The sequence below is a fragment of the Mycolicibacter virginiensis genome, from assembly GCF_022374935.2.
In the GTDB taxonomy this organism is placed as follows: domain Bacteria; phylum Actinomycetota; class Actinomycetes; order Mycobacteriales; family Mycobacteriaceae; genus Mycobacterium; species Mycobacterium virginiense.
Genome location: NZ_CP092430.2, coordinates 3,974,290 through 3,989,291, shown reverse-complemented (window position 1 = coordinate 3,989,291; position 15,002 = coordinate 3,974,290). Strand labels below are relative to the sequence as shown.

The 15,002-nt window shown below is 66.4% G+C and carries 16 protein-coding genes; 9 read left to right on the top strand and 7 right to left on the bottom strand.

From position 1 onward, the window contains the following. Window positions 1–6: 6 nt before the first annotated feature. From MJO54_RS19395 to MJO54_RS19355, 9 genes are all read left to right on the top strand, one after another. Window positions 7–189: a (2Fe-2S)-binding protein gene (locus MJO54_RS19395; protein ID WP_240175344.1), complete on the top strand. Its 183-nt coding sequence runs from the start codon at window positions 7–9 to the stop codon at window positions 187–189. An 82-nt stretch (window positions 190–271) separates the two neighbouring features. After that, window positions 272–886, top strand: coding sequence for a TetR family transcriptional regulator (locus MJO54_RS19390; protein WP_065153084.1), 615 nt, complete (start codon window positions 272–274; stop codon window positions 884–886). Window positions 887–1,057: 171 nt separating this feature from the next. After that, a complete protein-coding gene (locus tag MJO54_RS19385) occupies window positions 1,058–1,663 on the top strand; it encodes a hypothetical protein (RefSeq protein WP_434085451.1) in 606 nt (201 codons plus the stop codon). A 135-nt stretch (window positions 1,664–1,798) separates the two neighbouring features. Further along, window positions 1,799–3,316 (top strand): nitric oxide reductase activation protein NorD, encoded by a 1,518-nt coding sequence (locus MJO54_RS19380; protein ID WP_240175342.1) that lies wholly within the window; start codon window positions 1,799–1,801, stop codon window positions 3,314–3,316. Window positions 3,317–3,338: 22 nt separating this feature from the next. Next, window positions 3,339–4,124, top strand: a complete 786-nt coding sequence (locus MJO54_RS19375) for a CbbQ/NirQ/NorQ/GpvN family protein (RefSeq protein WP_046284003.1) — start codon at window positions 3,339–3,341, stop codon at window positions 4,122–4,124. A gap of 17 nt (window positions 4,125–4,141) precedes the next feature. Continuing rightward, entirely contained in the window at window positions 4,142–4,270 is a 129-nt protein-coding gene (locus MJO54_RS19370) for a hypothetical protein (RefSeq protein ID WP_024441860.1), read from the top strand. Between the two features lie 86 nt (window positions 4,271–4,356). Continuing rightward, the gene (locus MJO54_RS19365) at window positions 4,357–4,962 is read left to right on the top strand and encodes a hypothetical protein (RefSeq protein ID WP_233428730.1); all 606 of its coding nucleotides are present in this window, start codon (window positions 4,357–4,359) and stop codon (window positions 4,960–4,962) included. Between the two features lie 15 nt (window positions 4,963–4,977). Continuing rightward, window positions 4,978–5,382, top strand: a complete 405-nt coding sequence (locus MJO54_RS19360; RefSeq protein WP_046284001.1) for a hypothetical protein — start codon at window positions 4,978–4,980, stop codon at window positions 5,380–5,382. Between the two features lie 14 nt (window positions 5,383–5,396). Further along, window positions 5,397–6,575: a cytochrome P450 gene (locus tag MJO54_RS19355; RefSeq protein WP_046284000.1), complete on the top strand. Its 1,179-nt coding sequence runs from the start codon at window positions 5,397–5,399 to the stop codon at window positions 6,573–6,575. On the opposite strand, the gene MJO54_RS19350 is transcribed toward MJO54_RS19355, so the two are convergent. From MJO54_RS19350 to MJO54_RS19320, 7 genes are read right to left on the bottom strand one after another with little or no spacing between them, the layout of a single operon-like run. Next, on the bottom strand, window positions 6,552–8,051 hold the full coding sequence (locus MJO54_RS19350; RefSeq protein WP_046283999.1) for a class I adenylate-forming enzyme family protein: 1,500 nt from the start codon (window positions 8,049–8,051) through the stop codon (window positions 6,552–6,554). The two genes, MJO54_RS19355 and MJO54_RS19350, sit on opposite strands and share 24 nt — an antisense overlap. A gap of 7 nt (window positions 8,052–8,058) precedes the next feature. Beyond that, window positions 8,059–8,880, bottom strand: coding sequence for a mycofactocin-coupled SDR family oxidoreductase (locus tag MJO54_RS19345; protein ID WP_046283998.1), 822 nt, complete (start codon window positions 8,878–8,880; stop codon window positions 8,059–8,061). Beyond that, a complete protein-coding gene (locus MJO54_RS19340; protein WP_240175341.1) occupies window positions 8,877–10,427 on the bottom strand; it encodes a class I adenylate-forming enzyme family protein in 1,551 nt (516 codons plus the stop codon). The genes MJO54_RS19345 and MJO54_RS19340 overlap by 4 nt, the downstream gene beginning before the upstream one ends. Next, the gene (locus MJO54_RS19335) at window positions 10,420–11,937 is read right to left on the bottom strand and encodes a class I adenylate-forming enzyme family protein (protein ID WP_240175340.1); all 1,518 of its coding nucleotides are present in this window, start codon (window positions 11,935–11,937) and stop codon (window positions 10,420–10,422) included. The genes MJO54_RS19340 and MJO54_RS19335 overlap by 8 nt, the downstream gene beginning before the upstream one ends. Then, window positions 11,927–13,396, bottom strand: coding sequence for a class I adenylate-forming enzyme family protein (locus MJO54_RS19330; protein ID WP_240175339.1), 1,470 nt, complete (start codon window positions 13,394–13,396; stop codon window positions 11,927–11,929). Before MJO54_RS19330 ends, MJO54_RS19335 begins: the two co-directional genes overlap by 11 nt. Further along, the gene (locus MJO54_RS19325) at window positions 13,396–14,184 is read right to left on the bottom strand and encodes an enoyl-CoA hydratase/isomerase family protein (protein ID WP_105294638.1); all 789 of its coding nucleotides are present in this window, start codon (window positions 14,182–14,184) and stop codon (window positions 13,396–13,398) included. The genes MJO54_RS19330 and MJO54_RS19325 overlap by 1 nt, the downstream gene beginning before the upstream one ends. After that, window positions 14,181–14,987 (bottom strand): enoyl-CoA hydratase/isomerase family protein, encoded by an 807-nt coding sequence (locus MJO54_RS19320; RefSeq protein WP_046283993.1) that lies wholly within the window; start codon window positions 14,985–14,987, stop codon window positions 14,181–14,183. Before MJO54_RS19320 ends, MJO54_RS19325 begins: the two co-directional genes overlap by 4 nt. Window positions 14,988–15,002: the final 15 nt, after the last annotated feature.

Genomic DNA, 15,002 nt, shown 5'->3' with positions numbered 1-15,002 from the left:
CGCGCTGTGTACGTCTGCTTGTGCGCCGGGGTGACCAGTCAGCAGGTCATCGACGCGGCCCGGGCCGGTGCCACCGCCACCAAGCAGGTCGGTGAGTGCACCGGGGCCGGGACGGTGTGTGGACGCTGTCGAAACAACATCCGCGCCCTGATCTCGACGACCCTGCAGGAATCCAAAACGCTGACTTAAGTCATCTGATATGCGCGGCCGCCGGGAGGCGATACTGTCGTACGGCGAATGGTGCAGAGTCGGTGGACAGAGGGATCAAGGCATGGCCGTGGCGGACAAGCCGGCGAAGGTGACGGCACGCGAGGCGCGGCGCCTGCAGACGCGCGAGCGGCTGCTGGGTGCGGCGACTGCCGAATTCAAGCGGACCGGGATGGCCCAGGCCGACGTCGGCGCCATCGTGGCCGCCGCCGGCGTCGCGCACGGCACATTCTTCTTTCACTTCCCCACCAAAGAACACGTGCTGCTGGAGTTGGAGCGCCGGGAGGAAGAGCGAATCACCAAGCAGTTCGAGAAGTTCCTTGGTGAGCACCAAGGGCTTTCGGACATCTTGGGTGAGTCCGCGCGCCTGATCATCGATCTGGAGCGACGCCTGGGCGATCCGCTGTTCACCGAATTCCTGGCGCTGCACTTCTCGCCGACCCGGCCCCCCGCCGAGAACGGCGAGCATCACCCGCTGATTGTGCTGATCGCCGGGCGCATCGAACTGGCGCGGGAGCGCGGCGAGATCGACAACGACGTCGTGGCGATGAACAGCGCGGTGTTCTTCCTGCTCGGCCTCTACGCCCTGCTCATCACCACCCATGACTGGCCGACTCGTCCGGAATTGGTCGCCGACTACGTGACCAGGACCTTGCGTGGCCTGGGGGCTGCGCACTGAACTCGCCAAAAGTCATTGACTTAAGTCAGTAATTTCCCTACCGTCGTAGGCGTTCCTCAAACGGCGAGGGGGCGGCCATTGCCTACTGCACCGCAGCAACTGCGCGACGGGCTCGGGCTCGATGAGCACCTGGAGCTGTCACGGGCCGCCCAGCGCCGAGCAGACCGGTGGATGATCTGTGGCGGCATGCTGATCGGTACGGCGGCATGCGGTGTCTTCGGTCTTCCGCTGTTTCTGCGGGGAATCTGGTTGCAGCGCAATGCCCAGCGCGACGGACTGACCGTGCGGCCCATGCTGGTGACGCTGCTGGGCTACCTGGTGATCATCGACGCCGCGATCAACGCCGTGGGCTGGGCGCTGGACGTGGTGGCAAACCACACCCTGCTGGCCCGGGTGTTGCTCAACGGCTGGGGCGCGATGTTCGACGGCGGCTACTTCTGGCACTACAACGAGTTGTGGATCGGCGGGGCGGCCGGCCCGGGTGAGAAGGGCTGGGAGGTCGGCCTGATCTTCACTGTGTTCACCATGCGGATCGCGGCGGCGATCGGGTTTCTGCAGATGAAGCGGTGGGGTTATCAGTGGATGGTGGTGACCTGCTGGATGGGCGTGCTCATCTGGATCGGCTACGTGTTCAACATGACCATGTACGCCGATGTGCGTTACGCCGGTGTGGTGTTCCCGGTGATCGGCTGGTGGCTCTACGACATCTTCTACATCGCACCATTTTTGGCGATCCCGTACCTGCACACCGTCAACCGGGAGATCTTCTCCGACTGACCAACGATAGGAAACTGTGATGACCTGGCTTTGGGAGATTCTGCGCTACGTCGCCGCATGGGGCGGAACGTGTTTGATCATCGCATTCTGGTACTGGATGTTCTCCAGCATCGGAACTTTCTGACCGAGGCGGACATGGAGCCCCTGGCGCTGGAGACCAGCTGCGCGCTGACGGCAGTCGCATTGAGCGACCGACGCCGCGACGGTGCGCGGTTGATGACCGGCGCCCGAAGAAGTTTCAGCCTGAATCCGAATCTGTCCACCGTCTACGTTCCTCACCCCCCTGGCCCCTTTGAGCCCGGCTGGACCAGACGGACACTGACCTGCGGGGTGGCGCTGCAATGCTCACCCTCCAAGGAGCGAATCGCGCAGTACCGGTTGGCCGACTTTTCGCCGCGTGAGCTTCTGGCCCTGACGTTCGTCGAGTCGCAGGTGGCCCTCGGTTGGGTGGCTGGGCGGTGGCCGGGCCTGGTGGCCGAGCTACAGCGGGTGCTGCCGGACCTCGAACCCGCCGATCCCGAGATGACGGCCGCTGAGATGTTCGATCGAGCGACCGGGTTGGCGCGCACCCGGCAACCGCTGGCCGGGCATCCACTGACCGGAACGCTGCCGGCGGCTTGGACCGAGCCGGGGCGCCTGGCCTCCTCGGTGCGCCGCCTTGGCCGCATGCCGTGGTCGAGCAACCAAAAGCGGCGCCCCCGCCCCTATTCGGTACCGGTGGGTGGTGACGGGGGCGTTCGCAACACCACCATGCCGCCGCCGAGCCGGCCCGAAGACGATGATCGCTTTCTCGGTCGTGACCGGCGAGCGGGCATCCCGTACCCGGAGTGGAACATGCACGCCGGCAGCTTGTTGTCCGACCACGTCGCGGTAGTGGAACGCGATCGGCGAACACCATCGGGCGAGCCCTCACCGGCTGCGATCGAGCTGCGTAAGTGGTTCGAACAACACACCGTGCGCGCCATGACCAATCGGCTCGCCGAGGGATCCGATCTCGACGTCGACGCCTACGTCAGTCACCGTCTCGACGTGCTGGCCGGGGAGGCGGGGGAGCCGCGGATCTTCCGGGACTTGCTGCCGGCAGGCCGGGACGTGACCACGGCGGTGCTGCTCGATGCGAGCTCGTCGCTGGGGGTGCATGGCGGCCGACTGTTCAGCCTGGAGTTGGCCTGCGCGGACGCGCTCTCGGCAGCGATGACGAGCGCGCGTCAGCGCCACGGGATCTTCGCGTTCACCGGCAACACCCGCCACCACGTGGAAGTGCACTGCCTCAAAGACTTCGGCGACCGCAAGTTCGTCGCACCGAGCGGCCTGGGACTGCGCGCCGGCGGCTACACCCGGCTGGGTGCACCGCTGCGACATCTGACCAGCCGGCTGCTGGCGCAGCCTTCCGAGCGGCGTCTGCTCATCATGATCGGTGATGGACTGATGTCCGACGAGGGATACGAAGGCCGATACGCCTGGGCCGATGTCGCGCACGCCGTCGAAGAAGCCGACCACGCGGGCGTGTGCGTGTACTACGTCGGCGTCGGGCCGGTGCGCGTCGATCCACTCCCCGAGGTGTTCGGACCGCGTCGTTCCCAACGGATTCGGCGGGTCTCGGAACTACCGCGCGTCCTGGCCCACGTTCACCGCGAACTGACCGCAGCATGACCGACCACGTGCGAGGAGCCCGATGAGCAGCGATGTCTACTTCGCCAACGGCAACGAAGTGCAGTTGTTCGAAAAGGCGTATCTGCGCCGCATCCCGGTTATGCTCACCGGCCCGACCGGCTGCGGTAAGACCCGGCTCGTCGAGCACATGGGCTTGCTGCTGGGCCGGCCGGTGATCACCATCAGTTGCCATGACGACCTGACCAGTTCGGATCTGGTGGGCCGCTTCCTGGTGGCCGGCGGTGACGTGGTGTGGACCGACGGGCCGCTGACCAAGGCGGTGCGCTCCGGAGCGATCTGCTACCTCGACGAGGTTGTGGAGGCACGGCATGACTCGCTGGCCGTGCTGCACTCGCTGACCGATCACCGTCGCACCCTGTACCTGGATCGCGCCGGTGAAACCATCACGGCGCCAGACGCCTTCATGCTGGTTTGCTCCTACAACCCCGCCTACCGGAGTTCGCTCAAAGAGCTGAAGCCGTCCTTCCGGCAGCGGTTCGCCACGCTGCCGATGCACTACCTGCCGCCGCAGCGTGAGGCACAGGTGATCGTGGCCGAGACCGGTGTCGAAGCGGAGATCGCCAATCGCCTGGTGCAGTGCGCCATTGCCCTGCGCACCGCGGACCAGGCCCTGCACTTCGAACCGCCTTCGACGCGCACCCTGGTCAACGCCGCGCAACTGGTCGCCGCCGGGGCTAGCGAGCCCGAGGCCGCCGAAGCGTGCATCCTGGCGCCGCTGACCACCGACGGCGGAATTCACGACGGCCTACGTGAAGTGGCGGCCAGCGTGCTCACCGAGCGTCCCTAGGAAAGGAAGTCGCAGATATGGACCAGCAAGAACGTAACCGCAAGCGAGCCCTCATCGTGTTTCAGATCTTCATCTACGGCTACCTGGCCATCATGTTCGGTATCCAGCTGTACATGTCGTTCGCACGGGGTTGGTGGCAGCTGTGAGCGGGTCGGGCTCGGCGACAGACTTTGCCGCCCTCGAAGTTCATGAGACGCAATCGCGTGCCGCCCAGCGCCGAGCCGACCGTTGGATGATCGTCGGCGCAGCGTTGATGGGGATGTGGGTACCGGGCTTCGTCGGCTTGCCGATCTTCCTGCGCGGCGTCTGGCTGCAGCGCGAGGCCCAGCGTGCAGGTCTGGCAGTGCGGCCCATGATCGTCACCCTGATCGGCTACCTGGTGCTGATCGACGGCATGCTCAACAGCCTGGGCTGGTCGCTGGACCTGGTGGCCAACCACACCCTGATCAACCGGGTGTTAATGATCGGCTGGGGCCACATGTTCGACGCCGGCTATTTCTGGCACTACAACGAACTGTGGGTCGGGGGTGCCGCTGGGCCGGGTGAGAAATCCATGGTTTTCGGCATGATCCTCACGGTGTTCGCGATGCGCTGCGCCGCCGCGATCGGCTTTCTGCAGATGAAGCGCTGGGGTCACCAGTGGATGATCGTCACCTGCTGGATGGGTGTACTCATCTGGATTCTCTATGTCTTCAACATGACCATGTATGCCGACGTGCGCTATGCCGGGGTGATCTTCCCGGTGATCGGCTGGTGGCTCTACGACATCTTTTACATCACACCGTTCTTGGCGATCCCATATTTGCACACCGTCAACCGGGAAATCTTCTCCGACTGAGCAAGGAGCGCAACCATGGAAACACCTGCCGCCGACGTACTTCCGCCGGGCACCACCGCGTACTACGCGCGAATGCACAAGTGGATCAAGCGCGCCACTTTGGTGTGCCTGGTGGCGCTCGTCATCGAGGGCGCGTTCACCCTGCCGTTCATGGCGGTCTACTACGGGTACCCGACGCTGAGTCTTACCCAGATCTGCAGCGAACTGCTCAAGGTGCGCTACTCCGACGACGACCTCGAATGCAAGTATCCGTATCCGCCGCTCGGTCCTCCGGAGGGCGCCGAGGGCAAGGACACCGCCAAGGACATCTGGGGTATCCAGCCTGTCCCGCAATACCACCGGCTCGGTTTCCGGGAGTTGGTCGACCGGTACGAGAGCCGCCAGGCCAAACAGAATGCCGAACGATCGGTGGGCGGTTGAAGACTTCTGCGGCCATGACCGATGCACACGTAGCGCCGGAACTGCCGTACGTCGCCTACGCCGATCTGCCCATGGCCCGTGACCGCGGTGAGGGTTGGGCGGCGTTGCGTGATCTCGGGCCGGTGCTGGTCGGCGACGGCTGGTACTACCTGACTCGCCGCGAAGATGTTCTCGCCGCACTGCGCAATTGGGAGGTGTTCTCGTCGAGGATTCCCTACGACGACATGATCAGCCCGGTCCCGCTGGTTCCGTTGGGCTTCGATCCCCCCGAGCACACGCGCTATCGGCAGCTGCTGCATCGCTATTTCAGTCCCCAGACCCTGATCGCCGTGCTGCCCTCGTTGCAGGCGCAGGCCGCTGAGATCATCTCCGAGATCGCGCAGCGTGATCGGTGTGAGGTGATGGCGCAGCTGGCCACCCCGTATCCTTCGCAGGTATTCCTGACGCTGTTCGGGCTGCCTCTCGAGGATCGAGATCGCCTCGTCGCCTGGAAGGACGCGATCATCGCCTTGAGTCTTGCCAATGACCCTTCCAGCGTCGATCTGAGCCCTACGGTGGAACTGTACGGATATCTCGCCGAAGCGGTTGCACAACAACGGAAGGATCCGTTCCCCGGCATGCTCTCGGAGCTTCTGCGGGGCGCGGACGCGCTGAGCGACAATGAGGCGATCGGGCTGTCCCTGGTGTTCGTGCTGGCAGGCCTGGACACCGTCACCGCAACTATCGGCGCAACGATGCTCGAACTCGCCCGCCGACCCGAGTTGCGTGCCGGGTTGCGTGACGATGCCGACGGCATCGCGGTCTTCGTCGAGGAGATGATCCGCCTCGAACCTGCGGCACCGGTCGTCGGAAGATCGACCACTCGTCCGGTCACGGTCGCCGGCGTCGAACTTCCGGCGGGCGCCCAGGTGCGCCTCTGCCTCGGTGCGATCAATCGCGACGGGACCGACGAGCGCTCCGGGGATGAGTTGGTCCTCGACGGAAAAGTCCACAAGCACTGGGGATTTGGCGGCGGACCGCATCGCTGCCTCGGCTCCCACCTGGCTCGCATGGAACTCAGACTTATCGTCGCGGAATGGCTGGCCCGTATTCCTGATTTCGAGCTCGCCCCGGGTTTCGTTCCAGAGATCACCTGGCCCTCTGCGACGTGCGCGCTACCCGCGCTGCCATTAAGGATCGGTCCGGCTTCTTGATGCTCGCGCCTGGAACAACGCGGCTACGTCGGCCGGACGCACCTTCAGCGCTGGGTTGCGCGGCAACTCATCGACGATCGCAACCGCAACGGGCACATGATGGCTGGGGAGTGTCTCGCGCACCAGGCTGATGAGCTCTTCGGCGGTCGGTGACGGAAAGCCTTCCCGCAGTTCGACCGCGGCGGCAGGCACCTGGCCAAGACGGGGATCGGGGATGGCGACCACGCAGGCGTCCCGAACCGCCGGATGCGTGATGAGCACGGCACGCACCGTCTCCGGCAGGATCTTGAACCCGCCGCGGTTGATGGCCCCGTCGCCGCGTCCGTGCAGGGTGATGAAACCGTCGGGGTCCACCGACGCGATGTCAGTGGTGCGAATCCAGTCCGGACGCACCACGGCTATCCGGGCTTGCAGCACGCCGCGCTCACCGACCGCGACCTCGTCGCCGCTAGCTGGATCAATGATGCGCACCTGCACGCCGGGCAGTGGCTTGCCGGAGCTGTCCGGTTTCGCCGCACCGTAGCGGCGGTACAGCTCCGGTGTCCAGGCGCAGACGGATCCGGCGAACTCGGTTGCGCCGTATGCCCACAGCAGGGGTATGCCGAAGCGAGTCTCGAACTCTTCACGCAGCTGTGGGTCGAGCGGCCCGGAACCCCCGGGCAAGTACTCCAAAGACGCGAGGTCCTCCTTGGCGACGTCGGCGTCGAGCAGCATCCGCAGGATCGCGGGCTGCACACCGGTCCGCCTGATCCGGTAGGTCTTGACCGCCCGCACCCACGCTTCAACAGTGAACTTCTCCAGCAGTACGACCCGCTTGCGCAGGTACGGACCGACCAGCAGTTGGCAGACCCCGATGCTGCCGAACGGCCAGTACACCAATTCCGGTGGATCATCGGGGAGCGGAGTGCGGCCGACCGTCATGGTCAACACGGTGTGCTGCAACGCCGATGTGTCGACCGGTACGCGCTTCGGCGGTCCGGTGGTACCACTGCTCAGGATGTGCAGGCCGGGCCGCTCCAGTTGCGGCTCGGTGTGGTGATCGTCGAGCTGTCTTCGTCCGGTGAGGGTTTCGACGCCGAGGGGACGATCGGACAGCGCGAGCGCGGCGGATCCGCGGGCGTCGGCAGCCTCGATCGCCACATCGCTCCAGTCCAGCCGGTCTGCCAGGATCGCCGGTAGGCGCAGCGCGGTGATGTCGCGTGCGATCGCCTGCGCGGATTGGTAGGAGTAGATCATCACGATCGGCCGCTCGGCGGCGATGAACCCCAGGATGACGGCGGCGTGGGGTACTCGGTTGCGCACCACCAGTCCAACCGGCTCGCCGGGACCGATTCCGGCCCGCCGCAGGTGATCTTCGACAGCAGCGATGTATCCGGTGACGTCGTCGCCGGAGTACCAGTGCCGATCGAATTCGATGCACGGTGCCGCCCCGTAGCTGTTCAAACTCGCAGACAGTGCCGCGCTGAACCGTTCCATGACGTGCTCAGTACTGTGTGCAGCCCTGATCCACCGGAATCGCGGCGGCGGTGACCAGGTGCGAGTCGGTGCTGGCCAGCCAGCACACGGTGCCGGCGATGTCCTCCGGTTCGGCTACCCAGGTGGGCAGGAACGGGGTAAGCATCTGCGAAAGCTGCGGATTGGTCTCCATCGCCTGGCCCAGCGCGCTGACCATGTCGCCGGTTCCCATGTCGGTGTTCACCGGGCCGGGGTGCACGCTGTTGACCCGAATTGCGTGCTTGCCCAATTCGGCGGCGAACGCGCGGGCCATTCCGGTGACGGCATGCTTGCTGGCCGTGTAGTGGACCATGAACGGCTGCATCTTGATCCCGGCGGCCGAACTGATCAAGATGATGGAACCGCCGCGCATCCCGGCGATGATGTGCGGGGCGCCGGCCATCACGGTGTTCCAGGTGCCGGTCACGTTGATGTCTATGACATCGCGAAAGTTCTCCGGGGAGATGGCATCCCAGGCCTGCGGGGCAGCAACACCGGCGTTGGCGACGATGATGTCGAGGCGCCCGAGTTTGGCGACCCCGTCGGTGACCGCCTCACGCAAGCCGTCGTAGTCGCGGGTGTCGACGATCGTGGACACGATACTTTGGCCGGTGGCCTCGACCAGTCGGACGGTTTCGGCCAGATCCTCGGGACTTGCCGGGTTGTATGGCACGCAGTCGGGCAGTTTCCCGGCCACGTCCACGGCGATGATGTCTGCGCCCTCGCTCGCCATCCGCACCGCGTGGGCACGTCCCTGTCCCCGTGCTGCTCCGGTGACGAATGCCACCTTGCCAGCCAGTCGGCCTGTCATATCCGTTCCCTCCGTTGTTGGTTCACGCCTGTATCGGCGGGATATCCCGCGGTCAACATGTCTCGTACGTGCCGTTTGTCCACTTTGCCGGTCGGCCCGTGCGGAATGGCATCGGGCCCGGAGACCACCAGCCATACCGCCGGCACTTTGAACGAGCTCAACAGATCGCGGCATCGGCTGCGCAGTGCGTCGATGGTCAGCCCGTCGCCGGCCACCATCGCTCCCACCCGGTTGCGTTCCCCGTCGGGCACGTTGGTGACGACCGCGGCCGCAACACCGGCGATGCTGCGCAGGGCCTTCTCGACTTCGCTGGGATAGACCGTGGCGCCGCTGACCTTGAACATTTCATCGGCTCTGCCGTGGTAGAACAGGAATCCATCGCGATCGAGGCGGCCCAGGTCGCCCGTGGGGTAGAAGCCGTCGACGGTAAAGACATCCTCGCGGGTGCGTCCGCAGATGCCGCGCAGCGTGTGCGGCCCACGCAGCTGGATCATCCCGACGGTGTCGGGTGGCACCGCAGCGCCGGTATCGGCGTCGACGATCCGAACCTCCATACCGGCAAAGGGTTTACCGCAGCTTCCCCACGCCGAAGGCGGCAGGTCGGTGTCGGCGGCATAGCCACAGTACGGCCCGAACGCTTCGGTCATTCCGAACAGATTGGCGCGTGCCCCGTGCTCGGCGCGCAATCCCGGCGGCAGCAGCGCCTCCAGGCTGCCGGGCCGCAGCGCCGACAGGTCGGTGGCCCCGGCGTGGCGGGCCAGTGCTTCGGCCTGGTCCGGCCAGCCGCGGAACAACGTGACCCGCTCGGATTCCAACAGGCGCAAAGTGGTCTCGGGGGTCGGGCTCCCTTCGGTGATCAAGGTCGCCCCGGCCAGCAGCGCCGAGAGCACCCCGCCACCGAAGCCACCGACCCAGAAGAAGGGCATTGGCAGATACAGCCGGGTATCGACGTCGATGCAGCGGGCCGCCAGGCCGGAGGCGACCGCGCCCAGCGCGCTGCCGTGCGAATGCAGCACCCCCTTGGGTGGGCCGCTGCTGCCGGAGGTGAACATGATCAGCATCAGATCGGCGGGAGTCACGGTCGCGGTCAGGGCGTCGACGATTCGAGTGGGTCCGGCTTCGGCGACCGCGTCGGCCAACTGGTCTGCTGTCCAGATACGTTGCAGTGACGCAAGATCCTCGGGAAGGCCATCGAGGTAACGGCGGCCGCGAAACTCCTGGACGCTGATCAGGAACTGCACCGAAGCAACACGCAGCTGCGCGGCCAGTTCCGGCGGTGTCAGCAGCGTGCTCAGGGGCACCAGCACCGCCCCGATCCGGGTCACAGCGACCGCGATGCGCACCCAGTCGACACCGTTGGGCATGATCAGCCCCACCCGGCTGCCCTTGCCGATACCAGCCTGCACGAACACCGCGGCCAGCTCACGTGATGACACCTCGAGGTCTAAGTAGCTGAGCCGGTTGTTCGGGTCGATCACCGCCGGCTTGGCTGGATCGGCGGAGGCGCGCGAACGCACCACGGTGTCGACGGTCAGGGCCTCAGACATCGAGCACCTCCGCCAGCCGCCGCAGGTCGACTTTCCCACTGGACAGCAGCGGGATCTGGGCGGCGCGGACGTAGGCGATCCTGCGCGGGATCTTGTAGGCGGACAGCTCGGTGGCAAGCTGCGCGCGTAACTGTCCCTCGTCGATATCGGTGTCGCCGGCCACGATGACCGCGGCCACCAACTGACCCCGCTGCGGGTCGGGCACCGCGAACACATGCGCGACCGATCCGCCGGTGACCTTGGCGATGGCTCGCTCCACCTCGGCGGCAGAGACATTGGCTCCTGCCGTCTTGATCACCCGGTCTTGTCGACCCAGGTAGTAGAAAAAGCCGTCGGCGTCGGTGCGGACCAGATCGCCGGTGTGAAACCAGCCGTCAACGTCGAAACATTCCTCCCGGCTGCGCTTGTGGTAGCGCTGCATCAGGTAGGGGCCGCGTACCCACAGTTCGCCGGACTCGACGCGGCATTCGAAACCGGGGGCCGGTATGCCGAAGCTTCCGCGCCGGTGTTCGGGCTGGTCGGTCTCGTCGCCGCTGAGCAGTACGACGCCGCCGGTCTCGGTCAGCCCGAGCATGTTGTGCCGCAGCTCGGGATCGGCAGGGCGGGCGCCGGGCGCCATGATCGGGTAGAGGTTGCCGCGGCGCAGGGTGGACACATCGCGTCCGGCGAAGCTCGGGTGCTGCGCCAGGGCTGCGATGCCGGCGACGTAACCATTGGTCAGCGTGGGCTTCTCGGCTTCGAGCAGGTCCAGCGTGGCAGCGGGGTCGGTGGCATTGGAGCACAGCAGTGTCGATCCGGCCACCATCGTGGCCAGCAGCGCGAATGCGAACCCGCCGATCCAGAAGAACGGCGAGTTGCAGAACAGGGTGTCTTCGGCGGTGAGTTGCCGGATCGCGTTGAGATTGCGTTGGTGTCCGATCAGGCTGGCGTGGCTGTGCACCGCGGCCTTGGGTGTGCCGCTGGAGCCGGAGGTGTAGATGATCGCCAGTGAGTCGCCGCCGTCGACATCATCTTCCATGGCTTCGAGGGTGTCCTGGTCGTCCGGTGGTCCCCAGTGTTCGGCGCCGAACAGGACATGGCGCAGCTGCGGCGCGTGGACGCTGAACAGCGTTGCTGCGCTATCGATATCGACGTCGCCGAGGACTTCGGTCAACCGCGCCCGGTAGTCGTGCGATCGGTAGGATTCGGCGGCCAGCAGGATCCGCACGTCGCTGTGCGCCAGCTGGTCGCGCAGCTCGGGAGCAGTTGACAGGGTGGGGAATGGGACCACCACCGCGCCGATCCGGCCCGCGGCGAGCATTCCGACCACGAAGGCTGGGCCGTTGGGATACAACAGCCCGATGTGGCTGCCTTTGCCGGCGCCCAGCGCAACGAGTCGGCGGGCCAATGCCGCGGAGCGCTGCTCGGCGTCGGCGTAGCTGATCCGTTCGGTGTCGCAGATCAGCAGCGGGTGGGCTCCGCGGGTCCGCGCTTGGGTGCGCAGGATCTGCGGCAGGGTCTCAGCGGGCATGCTTGCTCGACATGCCGATCAGGTCCCGAACCGCGCCCAGGTCGGCCTTGCCCGACGGCGTGCGTGGTATGACGTCGACGATCGCGATCTCGGTGGGAATCTCATAGCCGGCCAGCCGGCCGCGCAGAAATTCGGTCAGCGTCCCGGCGTCGGCGAAGGCTCCAGAACGCAGCTCGACCGCCGCCACCGGCGTCTGTCCCAGGCGCTCGTCGGCACGGCCCACCACGGCGGCGCCTTTGACCGCCGGGTGTGCTTCCAGCGCGACCCGCACATCGTCGGGCAAAACCTTGAATCCGCCGCGGATGATGGCCTGATCCGCCCGGCCCAGGATCCACAGGAAGCCGTCGGCGTCGATACGGGCCAGATCGGTGGTGCGCATCCAGTTCGCAGCGGGCCCCAGCTGGCCGGGCTTGACCTCGAGCAGCCCGGGCTGATCGGCGCCGAGCGGTGCGCCGTCGTCGTCAACGACGCGCAGTTGCGCGCCGAGGCTCGCCCGCCCGACACTGCCGCGTTTGTCCTGCCAGTACTGCTGATAGTCGGCCAGGGTCCAGCCGGCCACGCCGCCGCCGAATTCGGTTGCGGCGTAGGAGGTGAGTACCGGGATGCCGAACTTGGCGGTGAACGCGTCGGCGTCGTCGGCGGACAGCGGGGCAGTCCCCGAGGTGACCGCACGGATGCCGGCCAGATCCTCGCGGCTCAGGTCGGAATGCAGTACTGCGCGCAACGCGGCCGGCACCAACGAGACCGCGCGCGGTCGGCAGGTTCGTACCGCTTCGGCCCAGCGCTGCAGCTCGAATCGCTCCAGCAGCACGAAGGGGCGTGCCTCGGCGATGCACTGCAACACGCGGTACACGCCTCCGATGTGCACCAGCGGCGCGTTGACGATCGCGATGCCGCGGCGCACCTCGGCCGGTGTGGGGAGATGCTTGGGGTCGGGGCCGATCACGCTGTGCGCCAGCATGTCGTAACGCAGGTCGACGCGTTTGGGTGGTCCGGTGGTTCCGCTGGTCAGCATCCACACCGCCACGCCGGGGCGTCCGGGATCGGGCTTGGGCTCGCTGGCCACGGTGATGTGCGGGCCTGCGGTGAGATCGGAGATCGTCACGACCTTGGTGTGCGGTGTCGCGGTGACCAGGGCGGCCAGATCGTCGGCGTGCCCGATGATCACCGGCAGTTCCAGCGCGGCGATCTCGGTGCGGGTGCGGTCGTCGCCGCGCGACGGATTGATCACTACCACACAGCCCCCGGCGAGCAAGACGCCGAGCAAGGCGGCTACCTGCGGGGGGCGGTTGCGCAGCACGATCCCGACCCGCCCACCGGACGGCGTCAGGTCCGCGATGCGCTGCGCCAGGGCTCCGAGTTGCGACCACGACGACCACCGGCCGTCGTACTGCAATGCCGGTGCCTCTGGCGCCAGATCGAGCACCTCGGCGATGCGCCGGCTCAGCGGATGCGCCATCAGCGGATCCGCGGCGGTGCGGCGGGGAGCGGCGTTTGCGCGTCGAGTTCGGCCTTGCCCAGCGGGTTGCCCAGCCTGGTGTAGATCAGGCCCTGGTCCAGCGCGGCACGGTAGGGCTTGTCCAGGGATTCCCAGATCGCCTTCACCGTGCCCTGGGTGGCCGACGGCGGCTTGGCCGCAATCGTGGCGGCGATCTCGTGCGCTCGCGTCCAGAGGTGTTCGCGCGACACGATTTCGGTCACCAGGCCGATGCGCAACGCGGTGTCGGCACTGACCCGCTCATCGTTGCCCATCAGGGCGATCCGCAGGGTTTCGCCCAACCCGATTCGGCGCATCAGCCCGATCGGCTCGAGTGCGCAGACCAGTCCGGCGGAGACGTGGGAGTCGAAGAACGTGGCGTCGTCCGAGCAGATCACCACGTCGGCCTCGTTGAGGAAGTAGAACGCACCCGCGGTGCACATGCCCTGCACGGCACAGATGACCGGTTTGAACATCTTCTGCCACTTGGGGCTCAGCAATTCGCCGGGATCTTCGTGGTTCCAGACGTTGTCGGGTTGGCCGTAGGAGGACTTGATGTCCAGTCCGGCGCTGAATGCCCGGTCGCCGGCGGCGCGCAGCACGACGGCGTTGACCTCAGTATCGAGTTTGACGATCCGCCATGCTGCGGCCATCTCCTCGCACATGGTGCGGTCGAACGCGTTGAGGCGTTCCGGCCGATTCAACGTGATGGTCGCGACGCGTGCGGTGCGGTCGAAGTCGAGCAGGACCGTGGTGAATTCGCCGCTCATCGGCACTGCCATTCCGGTGCGCGCTTCTCGACGAAGGCCCGCGGCCCCTCCAGGGAGTCCTGGGTGTGCAGGTTGCGTTCCCGGAACGACTCCGCGAGCATCTCCGCCTCGTGCAGCGGCAGATCCAGGCCCTTGAGGATCGCCAGCCGCGTTCCGCGTACCGCCAGCGGAGCGTTCGAGTTCAAGATGTCGGCGATCTCGTGGGCGCGGGCCAGCAGCCGGTCGTGCTCCACGACCTCGCTGATCATGCCGAGGTCGTAGGCGCGTTGGGCGTCCATGCGCTCGTGCTTGCCCATCATGGCCATCCGGAGCGCGACGGAGCGCGGCAGCACGCGGGCCAACCGCACCACTTCGCGACCGGCGACCAGGCCGATCGAGACGTGCGGGTCGAAGAACGTCGCGCGGTCCGAGGCGATCACGATGTCGCAGGTGGTCACCCAGTCCAGTCCTGCGCCGCAACAGATCCCGTTGATCGCCGCCAGCACCGGTTTGGCCATCGTCCGGAATGGGGGAGTGCCCTCCTGCGGAGCCTCCCACTGCTCGTAGGTCGACAGATAGGGCCGTTCGTTGATCACCTTGCCGTCGCCGGGGATCTCCTTCACGTCGGCGCCGGTGCAGAACGCCCGCCCGGTGCCGGTGACGATGACCACCCACACCGCCTCGTCGCTCTCGGCCTCGGCATAGGCGGTCCGCAGTTCGGTGACCATGTGCGGGCTCAGCGCGTTGAGCGCCTCGGGGCGGTTCAGCGTGATCGTGGCGGTGTGTCCGCGCACGTCGTAGTCGATGGTGTCGAATGTCGGCATTGCCGTCTCTTCCTT